26 protein-coding genes are annotated in these 25,856 nt (G+C 60.6%); 13 read left to right on the top strand and 13 right to left on the bottom strand.

The window, feature by feature from the left end; all coding sequences use genetic code 11:
• Nucleotides 1-70 precede the first annotated feature (70 nt).
• A complete protein-coding gene (locus INF73_RS17955; protein ID WP_193050569.1) occupies nt 71-301 on the bottom strand; it encodes a SymE family type I addiction module toxin in 231 nt (76 codons plus the stop codon).
• A gap of 175 nt (nt 302-476) precedes the next feature.
• On the opposite strand from INF73_RS17955, the gene INF73_RS17950 reads away from it, so the two are divergent.
• Nucleotides 477-821, top strand: a complete 345-nt coding sequence (locus tag INF73_RS17950; protein WP_028014227.1) for a nitrous oxide-stimulated promoter family protein — start codon at nt 477-479, stop codon at nt 819-821.
• A 5-nt stretch (nt 822-826) separates the two neighbouring features.
• On the opposite strand, the gene INF73_RS17945 is transcribed toward INF73_RS17950, so the two are convergent.
• The 10 genes from INF73_RS17945 to hypA form a co-directional block, all read right to left on the bottom strand.
• A complete protein-coding gene (locus tag INF73_RS17945) occupies nt 827-2,047 on the bottom strand; it encodes an MFS transporter (protein ID WP_193541429.1) in 1,221 nt (406 codons plus the stop codon).
• A 16-nt stretch (nt 2,048-2,063) separates the two neighbouring features.
• Nucleotides 2,064-2,825, bottom strand: coding sequence for an ABC transporter ATP-binding protein (locus INF73_RS17940; protein WP_193541431.1), 762 nt, complete (start codon nt 2,823-2,825; stop codon nt 2,064-2,066).
• On the bottom strand, nt 2,825-3,862 hold the full coding sequence (locus tag INF73_RS17935) for an iron ABC transporter permease (protein WP_028014224.1): 1,038 nt from the start codon (nt 3,860-3,862) through the stop codon (nt 2,825-2,827). Before INF73_RS17935 ends, INF73_RS17940 begins: the two co-directional genes overlap by 1 nt.
• Nucleotides 3,862-4,860 carry an ABC transporter substrate-binding protein gene (locus tag INF73_RS17930; protein ID WP_028014223.1) on the bottom strand — a complete coding sequence of 333 codons (999 nt, stop codon included), beginning with the start codon at nt 4,858-4,860 and terminating at the stop codon, nt 3,862-3,864. The genes INF73_RS17935 and INF73_RS17930 overlap by 1 nt, the downstream gene beginning before the upstream one ends.
• 151 nt (nt 4,861-5,011) lie before the next feature.
• Nucleotides 5,012-7,084, bottom strand: a complete 2,073-nt coding sequence (gene flhA / locus INF73_RS17925) for a formate hydrogenlyase transcriptional activator FlhA (RefSeq protein ID WP_193541432.1) — start codon at nt 7,082-7,084, stop codon at nt 5,012-5,014.
• A 63-nt stretch (nt 7,085-7,147) separates the two neighbouring features.
• Nucleotides 7,148-8,158 (bottom strand): hydrogenase expression/formation protein HypE, encoded by a 1,011-nt coding sequence (gene hypE / locus INF73_RS17920; RefSeq protein ID WP_193541434.1) that lies wholly within the window; start codon nt 8,156-8,158, stop codon nt 7,148-7,150.
• The gene (hypD, locus tag INF73_RS17915; protein WP_193541436.1) at nt 8,155-9,276 is read right to left on the bottom strand and encodes a hydrogenase formation protein HypD; all 1,122 of its coding nucleotides are present in this window, start codon (nt 9,274-9,276) and stop codon (nt 8,155-8,157) included. The genes hypE and hypD overlap by 4 nt, the downstream gene beginning before the upstream one ends.
• A 3-nt stretch (nt 9,277-9,279) precedes the next feature.
• A complete protein-coding gene (locus INF73_RS17910; RefSeq protein ID WP_100170788.1) occupies nt 9,280-9,552 on the bottom strand; it encodes a HypC/HybG/HupF family hydrogenase formation chaperone in 273 nt (90 codons plus the stop codon).
• Nucleotides 9,543-10,406 carry a hydrogenase nickel incorporation protein HypB gene (gene hypB, locus INF73_RS17905; RefSeq protein WP_045261247.1) on the bottom strand — a complete coding sequence of 288 codons (864 nt, stop codon included), beginning with the start codon at nt 10,404-10,406 and terminating at the stop codon, nt 9,543-9,545. Before hypB ends, INF73_RS17910 begins: the two co-directional genes overlap by 10 nt.
• Nucleotides 10,407-10,409: 3 nt before the next feature.
• Entirely contained in the window at nt 10,410-10,760 is a 351-nt protein-coding gene (gene hypA / locus INF73_RS17900; protein WP_047364416.1) for a hydrogenase maturation nickel metallochaperone HypA, read from the bottom strand.
• A gap of 211 nt (nt 10,761-10,971) precedes the next feature.
• Here hypA and hycA point away from each other — a divergent pair, with 211 nt between their 5' ends.
• From hycA to hycI, 9 genes are all read left to right on the top strand, one after another.
• Nucleotides 10,972-11,436 carry a formate hydrogenlyase regulator HycA gene (gene hycA, locus INF73_RS17895; protein ID WP_041908468.1) on the top strand — a complete coding sequence of 155 codons (465 nt, stop codon included), beginning with the start codon at nt 10,972-10,974 and terminating at the stop codon, nt 11,434-11,436.
• Nucleotides 11,437-11,509: 73 nt separating this feature from the next.
• Complete coding sequence (locus tag INF73_RS17890; RefSeq protein WP_193359733.1) at nt 11,510-12,118, top strand: 4Fe-4S dicluster domain-containing protein; 609 nt, start codon at nt 11,510-11,512, stop codon at nt 12,116-12,118.
• Entirely contained in the window at nt 12,115-13,929 is a 1,815-nt protein-coding gene (gene hycC / locus INF73_RS17885; protein ID WP_193541438.1) for a formate hydrogenlyase subunit 3, read from the top strand. Before INF73_RS17890 ends, hycC begins: the two co-directional genes overlap by 4 nt.
• A gap of 1 nt (nt 13,930) precedes the next feature.
• Nucleotides 13,931-14,854: a respiratory chain complex I subunit 1 family protein gene (locus INF73_RS17880; protein WP_193541441.1), complete on the top strand. Its 924-nt coding sequence runs from the start codon at nt 13,931-13,933 to the stop codon at nt 14,852-14,854.
• A 15-nt stretch (nt 14,855-14,869) separates the two neighbouring features.
• On the top strand, nt 14,870-16,579 hold the full coding sequence (gene hycE / locus INF73_RS17875) for a formate hydrogenlyase subunit HycE (protein ID WP_041908476.1): 1,710 nt from the start codon (nt 14,870-14,872) through the stop codon (nt 16,577-16,579).
• A gap of 9 nt (nt 16,580-16,588) precedes the next feature.
• Nucleotides 16,589-17,131: a formate hydrogenlyase complex iron-sulfur subunit gene (locus INF73_RS17870; RefSeq protein ID WP_041908477.1), complete on the top strand. Its 543-nt coding sequence runs from the start codon at nt 16,589-16,591 to the stop codon at nt 17,129-17,131.
• Entirely contained in the window at nt 17,131-17,898 is a 768-nt protein-coding gene (locus INF73_RS17865; protein WP_028014210.1) for an NADH-quinone oxidoreductase subunit B family protein, read from the top strand. The genes INF73_RS17870 and INF73_RS17865 overlap by 1 nt, the downstream gene beginning before the upstream one ends.
• Nucleotides 17,895-18,305 carry a formate hydrogenlyase maturation HycH family protein gene (locus tag INF73_RS17860; protein WP_059358065.1) on the top strand — a complete coding sequence of 137 codons (411 nt, stop codon included), beginning with the start codon at nt 17,895-17,897 and terminating at the stop codon, nt 18,303-18,305. The genes INF73_RS17865 and INF73_RS17860 overlap by 4 nt, the downstream gene beginning before the upstream one ends.
• The gene (gene hycI, locus INF73_RS17855; RefSeq protein WP_059358064.1) at nt 18,298-18,753 is read left to right on the top strand and encodes a hydrogenase maturation peptidase HycI; all 456 of its coding nucleotides are present in this window, start codon (nt 18,298-18,300) and stop codon (nt 18,751-18,753) included. Before INF73_RS17860 ends, hycI begins: the two co-directional genes overlap by 8 nt.
• Nucleotides 18,754-18,832: 79 nt before the next feature.
• On the opposite strand, the gene INF73_RS17850 is transcribed toward hycI, so the two are convergent.
• The gene (locus INF73_RS17850) at nt 18,833-20,257 is read right to left on the bottom strand and encodes a 6-phospho-beta-glucosidase (protein WP_059358063.1); all 1,425 of its coding nucleotides are present in this window, start codon (nt 20,255-20,257) and stop codon (nt 18,833-18,835) included.
• 18 nt (nt 20,258-20,275) lie between these two features.
• Complete coding sequence (gene ascF, locus INF73_RS17845; protein ID WP_045261256.1) at nt 20,276-21,727, bottom strand: PTS cellobiose/arbutin/salicin transporter subunit IIBC; 1,452 nt, start codon at nt 21,725-21,727, stop codon at nt 20,276-20,278.
• A gap of 213 nt (nt 21,728-21,940) precedes the next feature.
• Here ascF and INF73_RS17840 point away from each other — a divergent pair, with 213 nt between their 5' ends.
• The 3 genes from INF73_RS17840 to hypF all read left to right on the top strand — a co-directional run bounded on the left by INF73_RS17840 (nt 21,941) and on the right by hypF (nt 25,856).
• Entirely contained in the window at nt 21,941-22,954 is a 1,014-nt protein-coding gene (locus INF73_RS17840; RefSeq protein ID WP_193541443.1) for a LacI family DNA-binding transcriptional regulator, read from the top strand.
• Nucleotides 22,955-23,087: 133 nt separating this feature from the next.
• On the top strand, nt 23,088-23,633 hold the full coding sequence (gene hydN / locus INF73_RS17835) for an electron transport protein HydN (protein ID WP_193541445.1): 546 nt from the start codon (nt 23,088-23,090) through the stop codon (nt 23,631-23,633).
• 6 nt (nt 23,634-23,639) lie between these two features.
• The gene (gene hypF / locus INF73_RS17830; RefSeq protein ID WP_193541447.1) at nt 23,640-25,856 is read left to right on the top strand and encodes a carbamoyltransferase HypF; all 2,217 of its coding nucleotides are present in this window, start codon (nt 23,640-23,642) and stop codon (nt 25,854-25,856) included.

Raw genomic sequence — 25,856 nt, 5'->3', positions numbered from 1 at the left:
GGCTCAGTGGCCGTTTGTTCGTTCTATTGTCGCATGAAAAAAAGGTACGGCGCAGAAAAATGTGGCGGCTTTACGAGGCACCTTCAGACATTAACTCAATGACGATTTTTCCATGCTCAACGCCCACCCTGACCTGGGAGTTGGTGGTAAAGCCCGCCTTTTCAAGCCAGTCTCCTTTTAAGCTCAGCGCCGCATGCACGCTGTATCGCTTTGGTATCTTCGTTTTTCGATCCTCGTGACGTTTTCTGAAATATCCCACTTTTAAATAGCGGTAGGGTTTGCCGATCGCGATCTCTTTCATAGGGTCTCCAGACTATACGGACAACGGTCATTCCTGATGCCTGTATAAAATACCAGTGATTTTCAGGAGGTGCAGGGTTAATAGTGGAATCAGGCTTCAGAAAACGGAATGCAACACCTGAAATCCACAGTTTTAAAGTGTATTATTGATGCATCTTATTATTTGGTAAGTCGCTATGACCGGTAAACGCATATCACGTGAAAAAGAGACCATCGCGAAAATGATCGCGTTGTACGCAAAGCAGTGTCCACAGGCTTCTCAGGAAGCGGGGCATTATCAGGCGCTCAACGCGTATGCTGATAAGCGCCTGGATAAGTGCGTTTTTGGTGAAGAAAAGCCCGCCTGTAAACAATGCCCGGTGCACTGCTACCAGCCTGCCAGACGTGAAGAGATGAAGCAGATTATGCGCTGGGCAGGCCCGCGTATGTTATGGCGTCACCCCATTCTGACCGTCCTCCATCTGATGGATGACCGTCGTCCGGTGCCGGAACTGCCGGAGAAGTATCGCCCGAAAAAGTGAACCGATCAGCTTCGTAGCGGGCGGCAAATCACGTTCAGGGCCAGCGCGCTGCAGAGTGGAAAGAGCGCCAGCAGCAGCCACGGATAAATCGCGTGCGTTGAAGGCACCAGCGCGCGATCCAGCAGGCTGCCAAATAACAAGTTTCCAGCCAGTACCGCAATGCCTCCGGCGGTGGAGAGTGCGCCATAGTGCGCGCCCAGCGTGGATTCATCGGCGAACCGCGGAATGAGATCTTTTGCCGACGGCACCAGCAGCATCTGCCCCAGCGTCAGCAGCGTGACAAACGAGACCGAGGGCAGAAGCCGCAGCCAGCCCTCAGGCGGTTCTGTTGCCGCAAACATTGCCACGCTCGCAAAGGCGGCGGAAAGCAGCAAAAAGCCCACCGGAAGAATGTTCACCGCGCCCACGCGTCGGGCGAAACGCGCCAGCGGCAGCTGTAAGGTAATGATCAGAACGGAGGCCAGCATAAAAAGCGGGCCGAGATCTTTCTCGTTACCGCCGGAGCGCTGGATCTCCACCGGCAGCGCCAGATAGAGCTGGTTGTAGCTTAACAGCCAGGAGCTGTAAGCAATGATAAAGGCGACAAAGCGCGGCTGGCGGAACGTCGTGCACCAGGGCACTATTTTTATCTTCTGTGAACGTTGCCCGGCAGCAGGCAGACAGAAGTAAAGCACCACTAGCGCAATGATAAAGACGCCTGCCCCCGCCAGCGCTACCTGGCGGAAGCCAAGCCCCGTTAGCAGAGCGCCAGCAACCGGGCCCAGTACCGCGCCGAGCTCCCCGCAGACGGCAAAGAGCGCAAACCACTCCGCCCGGCTTCGTTTCCCTTTCGCCTCGCTGTGGGTACCCGCTTTCGCCAGCAGAGCCTCAATTGAGGGAGAAAATAACGCGCCGCCGACGCCCGTCAGACACGCGCCCAGAATAATCGGCCACAGCGATCCCCCGAAGGCCAGCAGCAGATAGCCTGAAACACGAACTATACAGCCGCTGAGGATGATGACTTTCGCGCCAAACCGGTCCGAGAGCGCACCGCCAACGATAAACATCCCCTGCTGCGAGAACGTGCGCAGGCCCAGGATCAGCCCGATGAGCCCGCCGGAAAGCAGCATGTCGTCACGCAGAAATATCGCCAGGAAGGGAACGACGGCGTAAAACCCAATGTTAAAAACAAACTGGCTACCCAGTAAAACGGGCGGCCAGAGCGTGGTGGCGGGGCGAAGGGACATTGTCGATCACTCGTCCCTAAACGATAAAGTGAATGTGCTTTTTGCCATGAAACGGCGAGATCTCAATTTTGGTTTTGACCCGAAAGACATCCCAGAGCAACGACTCGGATAAGATGTCCTGCGGCGTTCCGGTCGCCACAATTTGCCCTTTCTGCATCACAATCAGCGAGTCGCAGAACATTGAAGCGTGGTTGAGATCGTGGATGGCGACGATACTGGTAACGGGTAATTGGCTGATCAACTGCATCAGCTGCATCTGATGATGAATATCGAGGTGGTTGGTCGGCTCGTCCAGCAGGATTTCCGTTGGGGTCTGAGCCAGCGCGCGGGCAATATGTACGCGCTGGCGCTCGCCGCCAGAGAGGCTCAGCCAGCCCTGCTCGCTGCGGTCCAGCATATCGACACGCTGCAGAGCCGCGGTGACGGTGTCGTCATCCTGCGCGCTCCAGTTAGAAAAAGGGGAGTGGTGCGGAATACGTCCAAGTTTGACCACGTCGCGCACGCGCATGTTGGCGTCGGTCATCCCGTGCTGCTCAACGAACGCCACCCGGCGGGCAAGCTGCTTTTTGGCGATGCGGGAAATGTCCTGCCCGTCCAGGGTCACGCGGCCCGCATCCGGGCGACGCAGGCCTGCCAGGATACGCAAAAGGGACGATTTGCCGCAGCCGTTAGGACCAAGCAAACCCACCGTTTCGCCGCGTGAAACCTTCAGCGAGACACCATTGACGATAACTTTTTTGCCTACCTTCCAGGTAATATTTTCAGCGCAGATACTCATCACTTATTCCTTGAGCGGTAGATAATTACGGCAAAGAACGGCACGCCCACCAGCGCGGTGACCACGCCGACGGGCAGGCTTTGCGGCGCAATCAGCATGCGCGAGGCGATATCGGCCAGCACCATCAGGATCGCCCCCGCCAGCGCGCTGGCAATCAGCAGCGTGCGGTGCAGCGGCCCGAACAGGAAGCGCATGACGTGCGGCACCACCAGCCCTACAAAGCCGATTGAGCCCGCCATGCTGACGATGGTCGCGGTGATCAGGGCCGTGGTGGTAAACAGGGCAAGACGCACCCAGGGCACGGCAATGCCTAAGGAGGCAGCCGCGTCATCACCAAAGGTAAAGGCGTCCAGCGCCCGGGAATAGTAGAGGCAGACGGCAAGGCCCGCCAGCACGACAACCAGCGCCAGCTGGAATTCCGGCCAGCGCACGCCGCTAAAGCTGCCCAGCAGCCAGAACATCACGTCGCGCGCCTGCTGGGCGCTGGCGGAGGTGCTGATGGTGTAGGCGGTAATGGCGTTGAAAAGCTGAGATGCAGCAACGCCTGCCAGAATGGTGCGTTCATTGCCGCCGCGCGCGCCGTTGGTCAGAAAGGCGACAAACGCAAAGGCGGCGAACGCCCCGGCAAACGCGCCCGCAGAGAGCGACACCGCGCCGGTGCCGATGCCCAGGACGACGACCGACACCGCCCCGGTTGAGGCACCCGCCGACACGCCGAGCACGTAGGGTTCCGCCAGCGCGTTCTTCAGCAGGCTTTGCAGCACGGCACCGCAGATGGCTAAACCGGCCCCGCAGCAGGCCGCCACCAGCGCGCGGCTCAGGCGAAAGTCCCAGATCACGCTCTCATAGATGCGGTTGAGCGGAACGTCGGTCAGCCCCAGCTTATTACCAATAGCGTAAAAGACGTTGGACAGCGGAATCGACAGCTCGCCGACGCTGACGCCAAGAGCAATCACTAAAAACAGCAGGACAACGGCAAGCAGAGCGGAAGTGGTCAGGATCAGGCCCTGGCGGGCCTGAAGTACGGCTGCCGTCATCAGTTCAGCCCCAGTTTTCTGAGCTGTTCACCCACCTGTTCAGCACCGTAAATCGTACGAATCGTCGGGTTCATCGCCTGACCGTCCATCACCACGATATGGCCTTTTTTGACGGCATCAAGCTGGCTCACGGCAGGATCGCTTTTCAGGAATTTGATTTTCTCATCCGCGTTATCCAGCGCCCAGCGGTTGCGGTCCAGACTGGAGACGACAATCACATCAGGGTTCGCGGCAATAATACTTTCCCAGCCGACGGTCGGCCATTCGGTCTCAGCGGTAATGGCGTTATGGCCACCCAGCACGTTGGCAATAAAACCGGAGGCGCTGTTTTTCCCGCCGACATAGGCATCTGCCGAAGGCGAGGCGCTTGAGAACCAGAAAACAAAGGAGAGGTCTTTTTTGTTTTTACCAAATTCCTGACGCAGGTCGGCCTCACGTTTTTTGAAATCAGCGATAACGGCCTGGCCGCGCGCTTCAACGTTGAAAATCTTAGCGAAATCTTCAATCTCTTTATAAAGGTACGTCATATCCCACAGCGTCTGGCGGCTGCCGTACATATCGCCTGCCGCTTTTTTGGTGGCGCACATGCCTGGAGATAAATAGCTGTTCACGCCGACGGTAGCCAGATCTTCACGTTTTGCGACCTTACTTTCCGGCCCAAGCAGCAGCGGCAGCTGTGCAGGAACAAAATCGGGGTTTTGCGCAAGGATGGATTCAAGAGTCGGAATTTCGACGGTCAGGGTTTTGATTTTTGCATTCTGCTCAGCCAGCTGCGGCAGCACTTTGGTCGGCCAGAAGGCGCTGGCTTTGACCTTATCTTCCAGCCCCAGCAGGAGCAAAATTTCCACGGTGTTCTGACCGAGGGCCACGACGCGTTCCGGCGCTTTAGTGAATGTCTCTTTATAGCCACAGTTTTCAATCGTCAGAGGATATGTGGTTGCCAGAGCAGAACTGACCGACGCAATCGCCAGGCCTAACGCGCAGATGACCTTCTTCATGAAACGCTACCCTTCATTAATATTATTTTTGATGCAAATGAAACGCATTATTAAGGCGGAATTTTATACAGAGGAAAATATATTGTGTCAATGAGGGACAATTGCGCAGGGTGACGAAAAGCGGCGCCATAAGCGGCGCCGGAATGACGGGTTAAAGCAGGCTCTCTTTATCGATTCCCAGACGCTTCATGCGAGAGAGCAGGGTAGTGCGTTTCAGCCCCAGCCGCTGAGCTGCGCCCTTCGGTCCGGCTACCACGCCATTGGTCTCTTTCAATACGCGCATAATGAGCTGATATTCATCTTCGCCTTCCTGCGCGACTTCTGCCGAAACGGTAGGATGTTCTGGCAGGGAGATTTCCGGCAGGGAAAGCTGCAGCACGTTCCCGCGCGTCAGCAGCACCGCGCGCTCAATGACGTTTTCCAGCTCGCGCACGTTCCCCGGCCACTCCATCGACGAGAGGGTACGTAGCGTTTCGGCAGGAATACTGTCGATATTCCTCCCCATCCGGCGGGCAATCTTCGCGGTAAAGGCTTTAACCAGCAGCGGGATATCCTCAGGTCGCTCGCGCAGCGGCGGCAGGCAGATCGGAAAGACGTTCAGACGATAGTAGAGATCGCTGCGAAACTCGCGGTCGGCGACCATTTTTTTCAGGTCGCGGTTGGTGGCGGCAATCAGCCGCACGTCGGTCTGGATCAGCTTGTTGCTGCCGAGGCGCTCAAACTCCTGCTCCTGCAAAACGCGCAGCAGCTTGGGCTGCAGCTCCAGCGGCATATCGCCCACTTCGTCGAGGAACAGCGAGCTTTTATCCGCCAGTTCGAAACGGCCCAGCCGCTGGCTGCTGGCTCCGGTAAACGCGCCGCGCTCGTGGCCGAAGAGGTCACTTTCCAGCAGACCCGCGGGCATCGCCGCGCAGTTCATCTTCACCATCCGGCGGCTGTTGCGGTTGCTCAGGTTATGAATGGCGCGGGCTATCAGCTCTTTACCGGTGCCGGTTTCACCGAGGATCAGCACCGTGCTGTCGCTCTGGGCCACCATTTCAACCTGCTTGAGGACGCTGTACATGGCATCGCTGCGCCCGATGATTTCGCCAAACTCGCTGTCCACGTTGTTGAGCTGTTCGGTCAGGGCCAGGTTTTCGTCCACCAGCCGCTCTTTCAGGCGGTGGATCTCCTGATAGGCGAGGGCGTTATCCAGCGCGATGGAAATACGCTCGGCGATCTGGCGCAGCAGCTTCAGGTTGGCGGTGGTAAACACGGCTTCATCGCACTGCGCCAGTTTGAGCACCCCAAGCATGGTGCTGCCGGACATCAGCGGCAGCAGGCACAGGGTCTGAATTTTGTTGCCCCAGGTGTTAAACAGCATCCGCTCGTACGGCGCCACCGGGTCCTGCTCGCTAAGATTCAGCAGCAGGATCTCTTTGCTTTTAAATACCCGCTCAGAAAGGGTGCCCGCTTCGTCCACCTCGCTCTGCTCGTGCGCCGGATTGGCCTCATCAAGATAGTGGGTGGAGTAGATGTTTAGCTTGCCTTTGCGGTTCCCGCGTAGCGCGATGCTGATGGCGTCGATCCTGAAATAGTGGTGGATCTCCTTGGCGACTTCGCTGACCAGCTCGTCCATGTCGAGTCTTGAGAGTACGGCGTTGGTGATGGCGACCAGAATGCGGAAGTTATCGCGCTCGCGGCTCAGCAGGTCGTAATCCACGTTATTGGTGACGCGGCTTTGGATCTGCTCCGCGACGACGGCCACAATCTGGGTAAAGGTGTGCAGCCGCTCGTACTCCGCCTCGCTCCAGGGCTGGTCGGTATTGCGGATAAACTCGCAGCCGCCAAAAATATGGCCCTCCGCCGCCAGCGGCAGCATGCCGTAATGACCGAAAGGCTGATAGAGATTGCTCTCTGCCAGCCGCGGCCATGCCATCCGAAACTCTTCAAAATTGCAGTGCAGCACTTCAGGCCGGGAGAGAATGCGGCGCACCGGGCCGTGCGCGAGGTACGTTTCGTCTTCGTATTCAAACGTTTTGCCATTCTCGCGCGTGGAATAGTAGCTCGCGCGGTGCGTTCCACTATGCCAGAGCAAAATCGCCGCGCTGTCCGCCAGCGCTGATTGCCTGACCAGCCGCGTCAGGGCATCGCTCAGCGCGCCGAGATCGGGCTGTTGTAAAAGTGTGCGCGTGATATCAAACAGGCCCTGCTGTCCAAGATCGCTCATCGGTGTATACGGCATTATTGCTTTCCACTAGAAACTGGCAAAAAAGAGACTTCACTGCTGACCGCTTATGGCGCGGTTCTAGCAAATTCGGGGTAACGGCTCAGCGTGCGGCAGATCCAGCGTGCGCTTCACGCCATAAAGTCCGGTCAGGCGCACCCCTTTGCGCTCAACCACGTCGCCAATGATGGCCGCGTCTTTCCCTAAGGGATGCGCTCTAAGCTGTTCAAGTACGGCTTCCGCCGCCGAACGTTCCACGCCGATCGCCAGCTTGCCCTCGTTGGCAAAGTTTAGCGGGTCAAGCCCTAAAAGCTCACACAGCCCCCGGACGGCAGGCTTAACGGGCAGGGCGCGCTCGCTCAGTTCAATCCCGCACCCGCTGCTTGCGGCGAACTCGTGGACGACGGCATTCACCCCGCCACGCGTGGCGTCGCGCAGGGCTTTGACGCCCGGCATGTCGCGCAGCGTCTGGATAAGCGGGGTGAGCAACGCGCAGTCGCTGCGAAGCTCGCCGTCCAGCCCCAGGCCTTCGCGCAGGTTCAGGATGGTTGCCCCGTGGCAGCCCAGCGTTCCGCTGACAATCAGCACGTCGCCCACCGAAAGCTGCTGCGCGCCCCAGTGAACGTCGGCGGGGATCGCCCCCATGCCGGCGGTGTTGATGAAGAGCTTATCCGCCGCGCCGCGCTGGACCACTTTGGTATCCCCGGTGACGATAGCGATCCCCGCCTCGCGGGCGGTGTGCGCCATGCTGTTGACCACTGCCGCAAGCGTCTCCATCGGTAATCCCTCTTCGAGGATAAATCCGCAGGAGAGGTAGCGCGGAATGGCGCCGCTGACGGCCACGTCGTTGGCCGTACCGCAGACGGCGAGCTTGCCAATATCGCCGCCCGGGAAGAATAGCGGGTCAATCACGTAGCTGTCGGTGGAGAACGCCAGCCGGTCGCCGTGTGCGGTGAGGGTTGAGAGCGCGATGCGCGCCTGATCCTCCTGCTCGGCGAGCCAGGGGTTATTAAAGGCCTCCATGAACAGCCTGTTAATCAGCTGCTGCATCGCCTGTCCACCGCTTCCGTGCGCCATTTCCACCGTGTTCATGCTTCACACTCCTGGTTGCGATACTGATACCACGCGGCGCATGCCCCTTCAGAGGAGACCATCAGCGCGCCAAACGCGGTTTGCGGGTTACAGGTGTTGCCAAATAGCGGGCAGTGATGAGGTTTGCATTTGCCGGTAAGCACCTCGCCGCAGCGGGACCGGGGATCGTCGCACACCTGCTGCGGCTGCGGGCGGAAGTGCGCTTCGGCATCAAATTCGCGATAGGCAGGCGTCAGGTGCACGCCGGATTCGGCAATCAGCCCCAGCCCACGCCACTCGCTGTCGCCCTCAACGCTAAACACGTCGGCAATCGCCTGCTGCGCCCGTTCATTTCCAGCATCGGGCACCACGCGGCGGTACTGGTTTTCAACCGCGCTCAGGGACGCTATTTTCTGCTCAACCAGCATGGCTACGCCTTGCAGTAGATCAAGCGGTTCGAAACCAGCCACCACTAACGGACGATTGTACTGCTCAGCGATAAAACCGTAGGCGTCTGTGCCAATCACCATGCTGACGTGGCCCGGCGCCAGAAACGCGTCGATGCCGTTGTCTGGCTCTTCGAGCAGGCAGCGCAGCGTGGGAATGAGCGTAATATGCTGGCAGAAAAAGAAAAAGTTAGTGACGTTGCGCTCTTTCGCCTGCTGCAGCGTGATGGCCGTAGCGGGCATGGTGGTTTCAAAACCCAGCCCGAAAAAGACGACCTTGCGCTCAGGGTTAGCCTCTGCCAGCGTCAGGGCATCCATCGGCGAGTAAACGATCCGCACGTCCGCGCCGCGCGCCTTCGCCTGCAGCAGCGAGCCGTTTTTCCCCGGCACGCGCATCGCGTCGCCAAACGTGCAGAAAATGACGTCGGGCTGGCCGGCAATTTCGATGCAGCTGTCGATACGCCCCATCGGCAAAACGCACACCGGGCAGCCGGGGCCGTGAATAAACTCGATGTTCTCCGGCAGCAGCTGGTCGAGGCCAAACTTGAAGATGGCGTGCGTGTGCCCGCCGCACACCTCCATGATCCGCAGCGGCCTTTCGTTCGTGTAGTCCAGCAGCGCCGCGCGCGTTTTCAGATGTCCGAGAAGCTGCATCACCTGTTCTGGCGCGCGGTATTCATCAACGTAACGCATAGGCTAGCGCTCCTCGCCGTACAGGAGCGCGCCCACGTCCGGCTCCACGTCAAACATGTTTTGCAGCGCGTCCAGCGTGTCGCGGGCTTCCGCTTCGTTAATCACGCTCATCGCAAACCCCACGTGGACCAGCACCCACTGGCCGAGGCGCGACGCGCCCGTCTCATCCGTGCAGCCCACCAGCGTCAGGTCGACGTCGCGCAGGATGCCGCAAACCTCCACTTTAGCCTGATTGCCGTCGAGGGAATGGATTTGTCCCGGTACGCCTATGCACATCGTTCGCTCTCCAGCCAGTCCAGCCAGGCGTCCATGCCGTCGCCGCGCGTGGCGGAAACCAGCAGGATGTGAATGTCCGGGTTCACCTCGCGGGCATAGGCAAGGCACTTATCCACGTCGAAGTTCAGGTACGGCAGCAGGTCAACTTTGTTCAGCAGCATGAGGGAGGCGGCGGCGAACATGTGCGGGTACTTCAGCGGCTTGTCCTCCCCTTCGGTCACGGAGAGCACAGCCACTTTATGCCGTTCGCCGAGGTCGAAGCTTGCCGGGCATACCAGGTTACCGACGTTTTCGATAAACAGGATGCCGTTATCCGCCAGCGGCAGGCGAGGGGCGGCGTCGGCAATCATCTGCGCATCCAGGTGGCAGCCCTTGCCGGTGTTAACCTGAATGGCGGGCGTCCCGGTTTCGCGGATGCGCGCCGCGTCGTTAACGGTTTGCTGATCGCCTTCGATCACCGCGCAGGAGACGCGTTCGTTCAGGCGCGTGAGCGTTTCGGTCAGCAGCGTGGTTTTGCCGGAGCCGGGGCTGGAGACCAGGTTCAGCACCAGCAGTTGACGCGCGGCAAAGCGGGCGCGGTTGCGGGCGGCGATCTGGTTATTTTTGTCCAGCACGTCGATCTCCACCTCCAGCATCTGGCGCTGGCTTATGCCCGGCGCGTGGGTGCCCGCTTCGCCGTGGCCGTAATGCAGATCGCCCGCGTCGGAACGCTGCGGCGCAAAGGTGATGCCGGTCAGGGCCGCCGCAGGACGCGGGGCAGGGGAAAAGGGCGCGGAGCGAAACGCGGAGTGGGGACGGTGTTCATCCCCTTCTATATACAGGTTGCCTTCGGCGCAACCGCAGGTGCTACACATACATTACTCCTTCTCGATTTCGAGGCGTTGGATCTGCATACCGTCATCCGCCACGATGCGAAGACCCGTGCTCTGACACTGCGGGCAGCGCTGAACCTTTGATGAGAGCAGGGTGACGTACTGCTGGCACTGCTCGCACCAGCACTCCGCCTGCTGCTCGTCGATATGCAGCGCGCAGCCCTCCGCCAGCGTGCCGCGGCACACCAGCTCAAAACAAAAATTCAGGGCGCTGATCTCGACGCAGGAAAACGCCCCGACCTTCAGCCAGACGCCGGTGACGCGCTTCGCGTGGTTTTGCACTGCCTGCTGTTCGATAAGTTCCAGAGCCCGCTGGCAGAGGGTGATTTCGTGCATGACGCCTCCTCAATGATTTGCGCCAGTAAATGCAATAACGGTGCCAGCTTGATTTGCGTTACGGCGTGACGATGTCAGCGCTGTCGAAATGACACGTCGACACGGCGGCGTTGACAGTGTCTTTTTTGATAAAAATCATTAAAATCAACAAATTAAAAACTGGCACGGAATCTGCTTAACAGCCGCTATCTCCATTAATCGGATACCTTCTATGACTATTTGGGAAATTAGCGAAAAAGCGGATTACATCGCGCAGCGCCACCAGCAGCTTCAGGATCAGTGGCACCTCTACTGTAACTCTCTGGTTCAGGGGATCACCCTGTCAAAAGCCCGACTGCATCATGCAATGAGCTGTGCGGCGCAGGGGGATATGCGCTTTGTCCTGTTCGGTCATTTCACGGTCTTTGTGACCCTGGCAGACAGCTTTAACAGCCATACCATCGAGTACTACGTTGAGAATAAAGAGGGTGAAAAACAACGTATTGCGCAGGCGCAGCTGATGGCCGACGGCATGGTCGACGGCTACGTCAGCAACCGCGATCGCCAGCAGGTGCTTGAGCACTATCTGGAGAAAATCGCGCCGGTTTACAACGGTCTCTACGCCGCGGTTGAGCACGACTTGCCGGTCGACCTCAAACAGCTCGTCGTGGGAAAGGCCCCCGCAAATCTTGCCTGATAACCGAATGTCGAAAAGTGTCGATGAGACAGTTTTTCGTCGTCAAAAATGACCATCACCAGAGGATTGCCCGGTGAACCGTTTTGTAATTGCTGACTCGACGGTCTGTATTGGCTGTCGGACCTGTGAGGCGGCGTGTTCGGAAACGCACCGCCTGCACGGGCTGCAGTCCATGCCGCGCCTGCGCGTCATGCGTAATGAGAAAGAGTCTGCCCCGCAGCTCTGCCACCACTGTGAAGATGCCCCGTGCGCGGGCGTCTGTCCCGTCAATGCCATCACCCGCGTCGATGGCGCGGTCCAGCTGAACGAAAGCCTGTGCGTGAGCTGCAAGCTGTGCGGCATCGCCTGCCCGTTCGGTGCCATTGAATTCTCCGGCAGCCGCCCGCTGCATATCCCGGCGAACGCCAATACCCCGAAAGCGCCGCCTGCGGCACCGGCTCCGGCACGCGTGAGCACGCTGCTGGACTGGGTGCCCGGCATCCGCGCTATTGCGGTGAAGTGCGACCTCTGCAGCTTTGACGAACAGGGCCCGGCCTGCGTGCGGACCTGCCCGACCAAAGCGCTGATCCTGGTTAACATCCGCGATATCGCCCGCACCAGCAGGCGCAAGCGCGAGCTGACCATTAATACCGACGTCGGCGATCTTTCGCTTCTGCAGGTGCTAAACGAGGGGGCGAAATGAACGTGATATTTATGATTAACAGCGCCGTGGCGTACTTTGCCGCTGCCGCCGCGCTGGCGCTGGTGTTCTCTTTCCATAAAACCCTGAGCGGCTGGATAGCCGGTATCGGCGGGGCGGTCGGCAGCCTGATGACGCTGGCGGCGGGCGGTGTCGTCCTGCTCGGCGGACAATCCGTGGAAACACTCATGCCGCTGATTCGCCATACCGTGGCGATTACGCCGCTGAACGCCATCTGGCTGGTGACCTTTGGCCTGTGCGGGCTGTTTATCAGCCTGTTCAATATTGACTGGCACCGCCATCAGCAGACCAAAGCCAACGGCCTGCTGGTCAATCTGCTGATGGCCGCCGCGGTCTGCACGGTTATCGCCAGCAACCTCGGCGCGCTGGTGGTGATGGCGGAGATCATGGCGCTGTGTGGCGTGTTCCTGACCGGCTGCAGCGCCTCCAGCAAGCTATGGTTTGCGCTCGGACGCCTCGGCACGCTGCTGCTGGCGCTGGCCTGCTGGCTGGTGTGGCAGCGTTTCGGCACCCTGGACTTTGCCGCGCTCAACGGCCAGCCGCTGGGGAACGACGTCTGGCTGCTGGGCACAGTCGGCTTTGGCCTGCTGGCGGGGATTATCCCGCTGCACGGTTGGGTCCCGCAGGCGCACGCGAATGCCTCTGCGCCCGCCGCCGCGCTGTTTTCGACGGTGGTAATGAAGGTCGGTCTGTTCGGTATCCTGACGATTACCCTGACGGGCGGTCAGCCGCCGCTGTGGTGGGGGGTAGCGCTGCTGATTGCGGGGATGATCACCGCCTTTGTCGGCGGGCTGTACGCCCTGATGGAGCACAACATCCAGCGTCTGCTGGCCTATCACACCCTGGAAAACATCGGCATCATCCTGCTCGGCATGGGCGCGGGCGTCACCGGGCTGGCGCTCAACCAGCCGGCGCTGATTGCCGCCGGGTTTATCGGCGGTCTGTATCACCTCGTCAACCATAGCCTGTTTAAAACCACTCTGTTCCTCGGCGCGGGCAGCGTCTGGTTCCGCACCGGCCATCGCGATATCGAAAAGCTCGGTGGGATTGGCAAAAAGATGCCGATGATTTCACTCGCCATGCTGGTGGGGCTGATGGCGATGGCCGCGCTGCCGCCGCTGAACGGCTTTGCCGGGGAGTGGGTGATCTATCAGTCCTTCTTCGCGCTCGGCCAGAGCGACGCGTTTATCGCGCGGCTGCTCGGCCCGCTGCTGGCGGTGGGCCTGGCGATTACCGGGGCGCTGGCGGTGATGTGCATGGCGAAGGTCTACGGCGTCACCTTCCTCGGCGCGCCGCGTACCCGTGAAGCGGAAAACGCCTGCTGCGCCCCGGTAATGATGTGTGCCAGCGTGGTCGCGCTGGCGCTGTGCTGCATTGCGGGTGGGGTTGCCGCGCCGTGGCTGCTGCCGCTGCTGGGCCACGCCGTTCCGCTGCCGCTGGCGACGGCGCATACCGTTGTCTCCCAGCCGATGATTGCGCTGCTGCTGATCGCCGGGCCGCTCCTGCCGTTCGTGCTGATGCTGTTCTTCAGACGCGACCGTCTCGCCTCCCGCTCTCGCGGCGCGGCGTGGGCCTGCGGTTATGAACACGAGCCGTCAATGGTTATCACCGCCCACGGTTTTGCCATGCCGGTGAAGGAGAACTTCGCCGCCGTGCTGAAGCTGCGCCAGTGGCTTAACCCGCAGGGCTGGGTGCCGGGCTGGCAGAGTGCTGCCGTGCCCGTGCTGTTCCGCCGGCTGGCGCTGATCGAGCTGGCGGTGCTGGTGGTGATTGTGATTTCACGAGGAGCCTGACATGAGTCTGTTACTGGCAATTCTTCAGGCGCTGGTGCTGTTCGCCGTCGCGCCGCTGGTGTCGGGCATCACGCGCGTGGCGCGCGCCCGAATGCACAACCGTCGCGGGCCCGGCGTGCTCCAGGAGTACCGCGATCTCTTCAAACTGCTCTCTCGCCAGAGCGTCGCGCCGGATGCCGCGGGCTGGGTGTTCCGCCTGACGCCGTTCGTGATGGTCGGCGTGATGCTGACCATCGCCACCGCGCTGCCGGTGGTCACGGTAGGCTCGCCGCTGCCGGTGCTCGGCGATCTGATCACGCTCATCTACCTCTTCGCCATCGCGCGCTTCTTCTTTGCGATTGCGGGCCTGGACACCGGCAGCCCGTTTACCGGCATCGGCGCCAGCCGCGAGGCGATGCTCGGGGTACTGGTTGAGCCAATCCTGCTGCTGGGTCTGTGGGTGGCCGCGCAGGTTGCAGGTTCGACCCACATCAGTTTTATCACCGACACCGTTTACCACTGGCCGGTGGCCCGCTCCATCCCGCTCGTGCTGGCACTCTGCGCCTGCGCGTTCGCCACGTTTATTGAGATGGGCAAGCTGCCGTTCGATCTCGCGGAAGCGGAGCAGGAGCTGCAGGAAGGGCCGCTTACCGAGTACAGCGGCTACGGCTTTGCGGTGCTGAAGTGGGGCATTAGCCTTAAGCAATTGGTGGTGTTGCAGATGTTTGTTGGCGTTTTCTTCCCGTGGGGGCAGATGACGCACTTCTCTGCAGGCGGCCTGCTGCTGGCCGTGGTGGTTGCCGCCCTCAAGCTGCTGGTCGGCGTGCTGGTCATCGCCCTGTTTGAAAACAGCATGGCGCGCCTGCGTTTTGCGGCAACCTCGCGCATCACCTGGGCCGGTTTTGGTTTTGCATTTTTAGCGTTCGTCTCCTTGCTGGTGGCGTGATTAAAGAGAGTGTTTATGTCTGAAGAAAAGAAAGGTCAGCAGTATCTCGCCGCGTTGCATCAGGCTTTCCCCGGCGTGGTGCTGGAGGAGTCCTGGCAAACCAAAGATCAGATCACCATTACCGTGAAGGTGAACTACCTGCCGGAAGTGGTGGAGTTTCTCTATTACCAGCAGGGCGGCTGGCTGTCGGTGCTGTTCGGCAACGACGAGCGCCAGCTGTGCGGTAACTACGCGGTGTACTACGTGATGTCGATGGAGCAGGGCGAGAAGTGCTGGCTCACCGTGCGCGTCGAAGTCGACCCGAATAAGCCGGAATACCCGTCCGTAACGCCGCGCGTTCCTGCCGCCGTCTGGGGCGAGCGCGAGGTGCGCGACATGTACGGCCTGGTGCCGGTCGGCCTGCCGGACGAGCGTCGTCTGGTGCTGCCGGACGACTGGCCGGATGAACTCTATCCGCTGCGCAAGGACAGCATGGATTACCGCCAGCGTCCGGCCCCGACCACCGACAGCGAAACCTACGAGTTCATCAACGAGCTGGGCAGCAAGAAGAACAACGTGGTGCCGATCGGCCCGCTGCACGTCACCTCCGACGAACCGGGCCACTTCCGCCTGTTCGTCGACGGCGAAAATATCATCGATGCCGACTACCGCCTGTTCTACGTCCACCGCGGCATGGAGAAGCTGGCGGAAACCCGCATGGGCTACAACGAGGTCACGTTCCTCTCTGACCGCGTGTGCGGCATCTGCGGCTTCGCCCACAGCACCGCCTACACCACCTCGGTGGAGAACGGCATGGGGATCGTGGTGCCGGAGCGCGCGCAGATGATCCGCGCCATTCTGCTGGAGGTGGAGCGCCTGCACTCGCACCTGCTGAATCTCGGCCTGGCGTGTCACTTCGTCGGCTTTGACTCCGGGTTTATGCAGTTCTTCCGCGTGCGCGAAGCGTCGATGAAGATGGCGGAAATTCTCACCGGGGCGCGTAAAACCTACGGCCTGAATCTGATCGGCGGGATCCGCCGCGACCTGCTGAAAGACGACATGATCAAGACCCGCCAGCTGGCGCAGCAGATGCGCCGGGACGTGCAGGAGCTGGTGGACATGCTGCTCAGCACGCCAAACATCGAGCAGCGCACCGTCGGCATCGGCCGCCTCGATCCGGAAATTGCCCGCGACTTCAGCAATGTCGGCCCGATGGTGCGCGCCAGCGGCCACGCCCGCGACACCCGCGCCGATCACCCGTTCGTCGGCTACGGCCTGCTGCCGATGACCGTGCACAGCGAACAGGGCTGCGACGTTATTTCTCGCCTCAAGGTGCGTATCAACGAGGTCTACACCGCCCTGAACATGATTGACTTTGGCCTCGATAACCTGCCGGGCGGTCCGCTGATGGTGGAGGGCTTCACCTACATCCCGAACCGCTTTGCCCTCGGCTTTGCCGAAGCGCCGCGCGGGGACGACATCCACTGGAGCATGACCGGCGACAATCAGAAGCTTTACCGCTGGCGCTGCCGCGCGGCGACCTACGCCAACTGGCCAACCCTGCGCTACATGCTGCGCGGCAACACGGTTTCCGACGCGCCGCTGATCATCGGCAGCCTCGACCCGTGCTACTCCTGCACCGACCGCATGACCGTTGTGGACGTGCGCAAGAAGAAAAGCCAGGTGGTGCCGTACAAAGAGCTTGAGCGCTACAGCATCGAGCGCAAGAACTCGCCGCTGAAATAAGGACACGCCATGTTTACCTTTATCAAAAAAGTGATCAAAACCGGCGCGCAGACCAGCAGCTATCCGCTGGAGCCGATCCCGGTGGATAAAAACTTTCGCGGCAAGCCGGAGCACAACCCGCAGCAGTGCATCGGCTGCGCGGCCTGCGTCAACGCCTGCCCGTCGAACGCCTTAACGGTGGAAACGGACCTCAAAACCGGCGAGCTGGCCTGGCAGTTTAACCTCGGGCGCTGCATCTTCTGCGGCCGCTGCGAGGAGGTTTGCCCGACGGTCGCCATTCGACTTTCCCAGGAGTACGAACTGGCGGTGTGGAAAAAAGAGGATTTTCTCCAGCAGTCGCGCTTCGCGCTGTGCAATTGCCGCGTCTGCAAGCGTCCGTTCGCCGTGCAAAAAGAGATCGACTACGCCATCGCGCTGCTGCAGCACAACGGCGACGCCCGTGCGGAGCATCACCGCGAAAGCTTCGAAACCTGCCCGGAGTGCAAACGTCAGAAGTGCCTGCTGCCGTCCGACCGCATTGATATTACCCGCCATATGAGAGAGGCCAGCTGATGGAAAACTTACTCGGCCCGCGCGACGATAACGGCATTCCGGTGCCGCTGACGGTGGAGGAGTCCATCGCCAGCATGAAGGCGTCGCTACTGAAAAAAATCAAACGCTCGGCCTACGTTTACCGCGTGGACTGCGGCGGCTGCAACGGCTGTGAGATCGAGATCTTCGCCACCCTGTCGCCGCTGTTTGACGCCGAGCGCTTTGGCATCAAAGTGGTACCGTCCCCGCGCCATGCGGACATTCTGCTGTTTACCGGGGCGGTGACCCGCGCTATGCGATCGCCCGCGCTGCGTGCCTGGCAGTCCGCGCCGGATCCGAAAATCTGCATCTCCTACGGCGCCTGCGGCAACAGCGGCGGCATCTTCCACGATCTTTACTGCGTCTGGGGCGGCACCGACAAAATCGTGCCGGTGGATGTCTATATTCCGGGCTGCCCGCCGACGCCCGCCGCCACGCTGTACGGCTTTGCGATGGCGCTCGGCCTGTTGGAGCAGAAGATCCACGCCCGCGCACCTGGCGAGATCGACAACCAGCCCGCGGCCATTCTGCATCCGGACATGGTGCAGCCGCTGCGCGTGAAGGTGGACCGCACGGCGCGCAGGCTGGCGGGCTATCGCTACGGTCGCCAGATTGCCGACGATTACCTGCGCCTGCTGAGCCAGGGCGACCATCAGGTGGCGCGCTGGCTGGAGGCGGAAAACGATCCGCGTCTCAATGAGATCGTGGCAAACCTGAACAGCATTGTGGATGAGGCGCGTATCCGATGAGTGAAACGGTGGTGTTCAGCCAGTTGAGCCGTAAGTTTATTGATGAGAACGATGCCACGCCGGATGCGGCGCAGCAGGTGGTCTATTACAGCCTGGCGATTGGGCACCACCTCGGGGTGATCGACTGTCTGGAGGCGGCGCTCAGCTGCCCGTGGACGGAATACCTGGCGTGGATCGCCACGCTGGAGGAGGGCAGCACCGCGCGGCGCAAGATGGAGGGCGTACCGAAGTACGGCGAGATCGTCATCGACGCCAACCATATCACGATGCTCGCCAACGCCTTTGACGCGGCGCTCGGCAGGCAAACCCCGGCGCAGCAGGCGTGGAGCAAAACGCTGCTCGGCATGCTGCACGATATTCATCAGGAGAGCGCCATCTACCTGATGGTGAGGAGATTACGTGACTGACGTTTTACTGTGTGTCGGCAACAGCATGATGGGCGACGACGGCGCGGGCCCGCTGCTGGCGGAGATGTGCGCCGCGAACCCGCAGGGCGATTGGGTGGTAATCGACGGCGGTAGCGCGCCGGAAAACGATGTGGTCGCCATTCGCGAGCTGCACCCGGAAAGGCTGCTAATCGTCGATGCCACCGATATGGGGCTGAACCCGGGCGAAATCCGCCTGATTGATCCGGACGACATCGCCGAGATGTTTATGATGACCACCCACAATATGCCGCTGAACTACCTGGTCGATCAGATTAAAGACGACGTGGGCGAGGTGCTGTTTTTAGGAATTCAGCCGGACATTGTCGGGTTTTATTACCCGATGACGCCGCCGGTGAAGGCGGCGGTGGAAGAGGTGTATTCGCGGCTGGCGGAGTGGGTTGGGGATGGAGGGTTTTCTCCGCTCTGAGCAGTGCCGGGTGGCGGCTACGCCTTACCCGGCCTACAAAACCGTAGGCCCGGTAAGCGCAGCGCCACCGGGCAACTGGCTACGCCAGATCCGCCCCGTTACTCGCAATCACCTTCTTATACCACCAGAACGATTTCTTGCGCTTGCGGTCCAGCGTGCCGTTCCCGGCGTCGTCGCGGTCAACGTACACAAACCCGTAGCGCTTGCTCATCTCGCCCGTTGAGGCCGACACCAGGTCGATGCAGCCCCAGGTGGTGTAGCCCATCAGCGGCACGCCGTCCTCAATCGCATCGCCCATCGCGCGGATATGCTCGCGCAGGTAGCTGATGCGGTAGTCGTCGTTGATCTCGCCGTTTTCATCAATGACGTCCTTCGCGCCGAGGCCGTTTTCCACCAGGAACAGCGGCTTCTGGTAGCGGTCGTACATCATGTTCATGGTGATACGCAGGCCGAGCGGATCGATGCCCCAGCCCCACTCGCTTACCTGAATATGCGGGTTACGCAGGGACTTCACGATGTTTGCAGCGCTGGTGTTGCCCGCGTTCATGTCCGCCGACGCGCAGCGCGAGGCGTAATAGCTGAACGAGACAAAGTCGACCGTATTTTTCAGCAGTTCGTCATCGCCTGGGTCTTTAACAATCACGACGCCTTTCTCGCGGAACACGCGGGCCGAGTAGGCCGGATAGCTGCCGCGCGCCTGCACGTCGATAAAGAACAGGTTCTCGCGGTCTTTCTCCAGCGCCATCCACACGTCTTCCGGCTTGCAGGAGTACGGGTAGAAGTTACCGCCCGCCAGCATGCAGCCGATCTGGTTTTCCGGGTTCACCTCGTGGGCGATTTTTGTCGCCAGCGCGCTCGCCACCAGCTCGTGGTGCGCGGCCTGGTATTTCACCTGATCCTCGTTTTCACCTTCCTCAAACACCAGCCCCGCGCCGGAGAACGGGCTGTGCAGCATGATGTTGATTTCGTTGAATGTCAGCCAGTATTTCACCAGCCCGTTAAATTCCTCGAAGCAGGTGCGGGCGTAGCGGGCGAAGAAATCGACCATCTTACGGTTGCGCCAGGAGCCATACTCCGTCACCAGGTGCATCGGCACGTCGAAGTGACAGAGCGTTACCAGCGGCTCAATGTTGTACTTTTTGCACTCCTCGAACACCGCACGGTAGAAGGCAATGCCCTCTTTATTTGGCAGCGGCTCGTCGCCGTTCGGGTAGAGGCGGCTCCAGGCAATCGAGGTGCGGAACACCGTAAAGCCCATCTCCGCCATCAGGGCGATGTCCTCTTTATAGCGATGGTAAAAATCAATCGCTTCATGGCTCGGGTAAAACTCATCGTCACGCAGCGAAAAACGCTTTTCCTTACCCAGCTTCACCGCCAGGCGGTTCGCGCCGTGGGGGATCATATCGACCGTCGTCAGTCCTTTGCCGCCTTCACGGTAAGCACCTTCACTCTGGTTGGCGGCAAGCGCGCCGCCCCATAAAAATCCTTGTGGAAAAACAGACATTCTTACCTCGCTTTCAATTTATGCTTTTGCTGCGTTGTTCTGTACCGGTGCGGTCTGCAGGGCGCGCGCTTTTTCAGCCTCGTCTTCGACCGGGATATCCTCAAACCCTAACAGCAGGGTCAGAACAAATGACAGCACCACGGCCAGCCCCATTACGCCAAACACCCAGACGATGGTCATCGGGTTGGCCGGGTCGAAGAACTGCACGCTGGTAAACAGCCCCGGCGCCGCCATCGAGTGGCTGGCAAGGCCTGCCATACCCGCCACCGCGCCGCAGATAAAGCCGCTGATCAGGCTCGCAATCAGCGGACGCTTCAGGCGTACTGCTACGCCGTACAGGGCCGGTTCAGAGATCCCCGCCATGATGGCGGAGGCCGCCGCGGCCAGCGCCGTCTGGCGCAGTTCCGGGTTTTTCGTTTTCCATGCCACCGCCAGCGACGAGCCGCCGAGCGACAGGTTGGCGCCGATTTCTGACGGCATCACCATTCCTTCTTTGCCCGTTTCGGCAATGGTCTGAATGATTGTCGGCGTAAACACGCGGTGCATCCCGGTCATCACAAGCAGCGGCCACAGTGCGCCCATGATGGCGACGGAGAGCCAGCCCAGGTAGCCGTGAATGGTGTAAACCAGCGCGGAGATGGCGCTACCGATCCAGATCCCCAGCGGGCCAATCAGCACGATGGCGAGCGGGGCGGCAATCAGCACGATCAGCATCGGCTTGAGGAAGTTTTTGGTCACCGCCGGGGTGATGCGATCCACCCAGCGTTCGATATACGACAGGCACCAGGTCATGACCAGCGCCGGGATGACGGTATAGGTGTATTTCACCGCCGTCACCGGAATAAAGGCGAATTCAACGTGCTCCCCCTGCGCGGCTTTCGCCATCAGCTCGATAAAGCTCGGGTGCACCAGCACGCCCGCGATGGCAATCGCCAGCGACATGTTGGTTTTAAACTTCACCGCCGCCGAGGCCGCCACCATCAGCGGCAGGAAGAAGAACGCCCCGTCGCCAATGACCGTCAAAATGGTGAGCGTCGGCGCGCCTTTTTCCAGCACGCCAGTCATTTCGAGGATCATCGCCAGCAGCTTGACCATCGAGCCTCCGATGATCGCCGGGATCAGCGGCGACATGGTGCCGATCAGCGCGTCGAGGATCCCGGCACCAATGCGGCGTAACGTCAGCTTCTGCGGGCCTTCCGGTACCACGGGCTGCAGGTCAACGGGCAGCAGGCTCACTACTTCGCGGTACGCCTGTGAAACCGTGTTGCCAATAATCACCTGGCACTGGTTGTCGTTACGCACCACGCCAAGCACGCCGCTGATGCTTTTCAGGCGCGCAACGTCGGTAAGATTTTCGTCTTTCAGAACGAAACGCAGGCGCGTCATGCAGTGGGTGACGGCGACGATGTTCTCTTTGCCGCCCAGCGCGCTGATAACGTCGTTTGCCAGCGCAGCGTAGTTTTTGGCCATCGGATCTGTTCCTGTTATCGTTGTGTGAAATGTAGGAAACCGGTTCCACATAATCATCATGAGTTTCTTTTGTTGAAACAAGACCGCTTTTTGGACATTTTTTCTTTTCGTGATGAAGATCGCAGTGGGGTGTAAAAAGCGTGACGTCGTCGCTGCGACAATTTTTTCGCGGTGCAGTACACTGCCCGCATGAGTTTCGGATGGAAGAACAATATGACCACGATGCTGGAAGTGGCGAAGCGGGCAGGCGTGTCGAAAGCGACGGTTTCCCGGGTGTTGTCGGGCAACGGCTACGTTAGCCAGGAGACCAAAGACCGGGTTTTTCAGGCCATCGAAGAGAGCGGCTATCGCCCGAACTTGCTGGCGCGAAACCTGGCGACCAAACGCACTCAGACGCTTGGGCTGGTAGTGACCAACACCCTGTATCACGGCGTCTACTTTAGCGAGCTGCTGTTTAACGCCGCGCGGATGACGGAAGAAAAAGGGCGGCAGCTGATCCTCGCCGACGGCAAGCACAGCGCCGAAGAAGAGCGCGAGGCGATCCAGTATCTGCTGGATATGCGCTGCGATGCGGTAATCATCTACCCGCGTTTTCTGAGCGTGGAAGAGCTGGACGAGCTCGTCGAGAAATGCGAGCAGCCGATTATGGTGCTTAACCGCCGCCTGCGGAAAAACAGCAGCCACAGCGTCTGGTCCGATCATAAAGCCTCGTGTCAGGACGCGGTGTCGCAGCTGATTGCGAAAGGGCACCGGGAGATTGCCTTTATCACCGGTTCGCTGGATTCCCCCACAGGGGTTGAGCGTCTTTCCGGTTACAGGGATGCGCTGGCGCAGCACGGTATTGCAGCGCGTGACGCGCTTATCGCCGAAGGGAAGTGGAACCCGGCCAGCGGCGCGGCGGCGGTCACTCAACTCCTCTCCCGCGGCGAACCGTTTACCGCGCTGGTGGCGAGCAACGACGATATGGCGATCGGCGCCATCAAGCAGCTGCACGACAGCGGGGTCGTCACGCCGGACGCGGTGTCCGTCATCGGCTTTGACGATGTGGCAATTGCGCCCTACATCGTGCCGTCGCTCTCCAGCGTGCGCATTCCGGTGACGGAGATGATCCAGGAGATCGTCAGCCGCCTGATTTTCATGCTCGACGGCGGAGAGTTCAAATATCAGCAAACCTTTTCTGGCGAGCTTGTCCTGCGCGACTCCGTTACCGATGGCCCGCACCGCTGACGTCGACATCTGTCATCGTCACTAATGACGATGACAGTAACGCTGCGTTTTTATTATTCTTAAAAATCAATGTGTTAAATGTTGGCACGGTTTATGAATAGCTTCGCGCATAACAGTTATGCCGGAGAAGCAGATGAACCGTTTTATTATGGCCGATGCCAGCAAGTGCATTGGTTGCCGTACCTGTGAAGTGGCGTGCGTAGTTTCCCACCAGGCGAAGCAGGATTGCGCCTCTCTCACTCCCGATACCTTCCTGCCGCGCATTCACGTCATTAAAGGTGTGAATATTTCCACCGCCGCCATCTGTCGCCAGTGCGAAGATGCGCCGTGCGCGAACGTCTGCCCGAACGGGGCGATTAAGCGCGAGAAGGGCTTTGTGCACGTGATGCAGGAGCGCTGCATCGGCTGCAAAACCTGCGTGGTGGCGTGTCCGTATGGCGCGATGGAGGTGGTTGTCCGCCCGTTGGTGCGCAACAGCGGCATGGGGCTGAGCGTGCGGGCGGAGAAAGCCGAAGCCAATAAATGCGATCTTTGCTATCACCGCGAAGCCGGCCCGGCCTGTATGGAGGCCTGCCCGACGCACGCGCTGGTCTGCGTGGATCGTGACAAGCTTGAGCAGATGAGCGCAGAAAAACGCCGTCGCGCGGCGTTCGACACCTCGTCATCGCTGCTGTTTTAAGCTGCGATGAGCGTTAACGGCGTGCTGCTTCGGGTGCGCGGCAAAGTGCAGGGCGTGGGGTTTCGGCCCTTCGTCTGGCAGCTGGCGCACCGGCTGAAGCTTGTGGGCGATGTCTGCAACGACGGAGAGGGTGTCCTGGTGCGTCTCGCGGGTAATGGGGGGGACTTTACCGCGAGGCTGCATCAGGACTGCCCACCGCTGGCGCGCATCGATCGCGTTGAAACGCAGCCGTTCACCTGGGCGGACATGCCTGAGGACTTTACCATCCGCCACAGCGATCGCGGGGCGATGGATACGCAAATCGTACCGGATGCCGCCACCTGCCCGGCGTGTCTGGCTGAAATGCGCGATCCCCGCGAGCGCCGCTATCGTTACCCGTTTATCAACTGCACCCACTGCGGGCCGCGGTTTACCATTATCCGCGCCATGCCGTACGACCGTCCGGCCACGTCGATGGCCGCATTCCCGCTCTGCGCGCCGTGCGAAACCGAGTATCGCAACCCGGTCGACCGCCGCTTCCACGCCCAGCCGGTGGCCTGCCCGGACTGCGGGCCGCAGCTGGAATGGCGAGCCGGAGACACTATTGCCACTCGCGAATCGGCCTTAAACGAGGCGGTGAAGAGGCTGAAAAACGGCGGGATCGTGGCGGTTAAAGGGCTGGGGGGATTTCATCTGGTCTGCGACGCGCTTAACCCGCAGGCAGTGGCGACGCTGCGGGCACGCAAGCAGCGCCCGACGAAGCCGCTGGCGGTGATGCTACCGGATGCGGACGATCTGCCGGAGACGATACAGACGCTGTTACGCTCGCCCGCGGCACCGATCGTGCTGACGCCGAAAGCTTCGCTTCCCGCGTTTCCCGAGGAAATTGCCCCAGGGCTCGACTGCGTTGGCGTGATGCTGCCCGCGAACCCGCTCCAGCATCTTTTGCTGATGGACTGCCGGCGCCCGCTGGTGATGACCTCCGGCAACCTCTGCGGCAGGCCGCCTGCCGTCACCAACGCGCAGGCGCTGGAGGAGCTCGGCGGCATCGCGGACGGCTTCCTGCTGCACAACCGCGACATCCTGCAACGGATGGATGATTCGGTGATGGATCGGGATGGCGCTATCCTGCGTCGCGCCCGGGGTTTTGTGCCCGATGCCGTCACGTTGCCCGCGGGTTTTGAGAATATCCCCGCCATGCTGTGTACCGGTGCAGAGATGAAAAACACCTTCTGCCTGGTGCGCGGCAACCAGGCGGTGCTGAGCCAGCACTTTGGCGATCTGAGCGACGAGGGCGTAGAGGCGCAGTGGCGCAGCGCGCTCTCGACGATGCAGGACATCTACGCTTTCCAGCCTGATAAGCTGGTGTGCGATGCCCATCCGGGGTATCGCGCGCGCCGGTGGGCGCAGGAGCAGGCGCTGCCCGTCGAAACCGTGCTGCATCATCACGCTCACGCGGCGGCGTGCCTGGCGGAGAACGGCTGGCCGCTCGACGGCGGAGACGCTATCGCTCTGACGCTGGACGGGATCGGCATGGGCGAGAACGGCGCGCTGTGGGGCGGAGAGTGCCTGCGGGTGAACTATCTCGATTGCGAACGGCTCGGTGGTCTGCCAGCCGTTGCGCTGCCCGGGGGCGATCTGGCGGCAAAGCAGCCGTGGCGTAATCTGCTCGCCCACTGCCTGGCGTTTGTCCCGGACTGGCAACGCTACCCGGAAACGCGAGCGGTTCAGCGCCACAGCTGGCCGCTGCTGGCAACGGCGATCCAGCGTGGCATCAACGCGCCGCAGGCGTCGTCCTGCGGTCGTTTGTTTGACGCGGTCGCCTGCGCGCTGGGCATTGACGCGCAGCGCTACGAAGGCGAGGCAGCGTGCAGGCTGGAGGCGCTGGCATCGCAGTGCGCGGGCGTTGACCATCCGGTGATTCTGAAAGCGAATAACCTTGCGCTGTTCTGGCAGCAGTGGCTGAACTGGCAGGCGGAGCCCTGCGAGCGCGCGTGGGCGTTTCACGACGCGCTGGCAAAAGGGCTGGCTCAGCTCGCCGCGCGCCATGCCCGACGCTTATCGATTTCGACAATCTGCTTCAGCGGCGGCGTGTTGCACAACCGCCTGCTGCGCGCGCGCCTGCGTCATCATCTCTCTGACTTTACGCTTCTTTTTCCTTCGCGCCTGCCCGCAGGTGACGGAGCGATCTCCTTCGGGCAGGCGGTGGTTGCCGCTGCCCGGTCATGTTCAAAAAGGATGTAA

This window comes from Enterobacter cloacae complex sp. P6RS (assembly GCF_014982245.1).
GTDB lineage: Bacteria > Pseudomonadota > Gammaproteobacteria > Enterobacterales > Enterobacteriaceae > Enterobacter > Enterobacter bugandensis.
This window is presented reverse-complemented; position numbering and strand designations above follow the sequence as displayed.

Excerpts from the sequence above, each read along its gene's own strand:
- INF73_RS17955 (WP_193050569.1), bottom strand. The coding sequence starts at position 301 with ATGAAAGAGATCGCGATCGGCAAACCCTACCGCTATTTAAAAGTGGGA.
- INF73_RS17950 (WP_028014227.1), top strand. The coding sequence starts at position 477 with ATGACCGGTAAACGCATATCACGTGAAAAAGAGACCATCGCGAAAATG.
- INF73_RS17945 (WP_193541429.1), bottom strand. The coding sequence starts at position 2,047 with ATGTCCCTTCGCCCCGCCACCACGCTCTGGCCGCCCGTTTTACTGGGT.
- INF73_RS17940 (WP_193541431.1), bottom strand. The coding sequence starts at position 2,825 with ATGAGTATCTGCGCTGAAAATATTACCTGGAAGGTAGGCAAAAAAGTT.
- INF73_RS17935 (WP_028014224.1), bottom strand. The coding sequence starts at position 3,862 with ATGACGGCAGCCGTACTTCAGGCCCGCCAGGGCCTGATCCTGACCACT.
- INF73_RS17930 (WP_028014223.1), bottom strand. The coding sequence starts at position 4,860 with ATGAAGAAGGTCATCTGCGCGTTAGGCCTGGCGATTGCGTCGGTCAGT.
- flhA (WP_193541432.1), bottom strand. The coding sequence starts at position 7,084 with ATGCCGTATACACCGATGAGCGATCTTGGACAGCAGGGCCTGTTTGAT.
- hypE (WP_193541434.1), bottom strand. The coding sequence starts at position 8,158 with ATGAACACGGTGGAAATGGCGCACGGAAGCGGTGGACAGGCGATGCAG.
- hypD (WP_193541436.1), bottom strand. The coding sequence starts at position 9,276 with ATGCGTTACGTTGATGAATACCGCGCGCCAGAACAGGTGATGCAGCTT.
- INF73_RS17910 (WP_100170788.1), bottom strand. The coding sequence starts at position 9,552 with ATGTGCATAGGCGTACCGGGACAAATCCATTCCCTCGACGGCAATCAG.
- hypB (WP_045261247.1), bottom strand. The coding sequence starts at position 10,406 with ATGTGTAGCACCTGCGGTTGCGCCGAAGGCAACCTGTATATAGAAGGG.
- hypA (WP_047364416.1), bottom strand. The coding sequence starts at position 10,760 with ATGCACGAAATCACCCTCTGCCAGCGGGCTCTGGAACTTATCGAACAG.
- hycA (WP_041908468.1), top strand. The coding sequence starts at position 10,972 with ATGACTATTTGGGAAATTAGCGAAAAAGCGGATTACATCGCGCAGCGC.
- hycC (WP_193541438.1), top strand. The coding sequence starts at position 12,115 with ATGAACGTGATATTTATGATTAACAGCGCCGTGGCGTACTTTGCCGCT.
- INF73_RS17880 (WP_193541441.1), top strand. The coding sequence starts at position 13,931 with ATGAGTCTGTTACTGGCAATTCTTCAGGCGCTGGTGCTGTTCGCCGTC.
- hycE (WP_041908476.1), top strand. The coding sequence starts at position 14,870 with ATGTCTGAAGAAAAGAAAGGTCAGCAGTATCTCGCCGCGTTGCATCAG.
- INF73_RS17870 (WP_041908477.1), top strand. The coding sequence starts at position 16,589 with ATGTTTACCTTTATCAAAAAAGTGATCAAAACCGGCGCGCAGACCAGC.
- INF73_RS17865 (WP_028014210.1), top strand. The coding sequence starts at position 17,131 with ATGGAAAACTTACTCGGCCCGCGCGACGATAACGGCATTCCGGTGCCG.
- INF73_RS17860 (WP_059358065.1), top strand. The coding sequence starts at position 17,895 with ATGAGTGAAACGGTGGTGTTCAGCCAGTTGAGCCGTAAGTTTATTGAT.
- INF73_RS17850 (WP_059358063.1), bottom strand. The coding sequence starts at position 20,257 with ATGTCTGTTTTTCCACAAGGATTTTTATGGGGCGGCGCGCTTGCCGCC.
- ascF (WP_045261256.1), bottom strand. The coding sequence starts at position 21,727 with ATGGCCAAAAACTACGCTGCGCTGGCAAACGACGTTATCAGCGCGCTG.
- INF73_RS17840 (WP_193541443.1), top strand. The coding sequence starts at position 21,941 with ATGACCACGATGCTGGAAGTGGCGAAGCGGGCAGGCGTGTCGAAAGCG.
- hydN (WP_193541445.1), top strand. The coding sequence starts at position 23,088 with ATGAACCGTTTTATTATGGCCGATGCCAGCAAGTGCATTGGTTGCCGT.
- hypF (WP_193541447.1), top strand. The coding sequence starts at position 23,640 with ATGAGCGTTAACGGCGTGCTGCTTCGGGTGCGCGGCAAAGTGCAGGGC.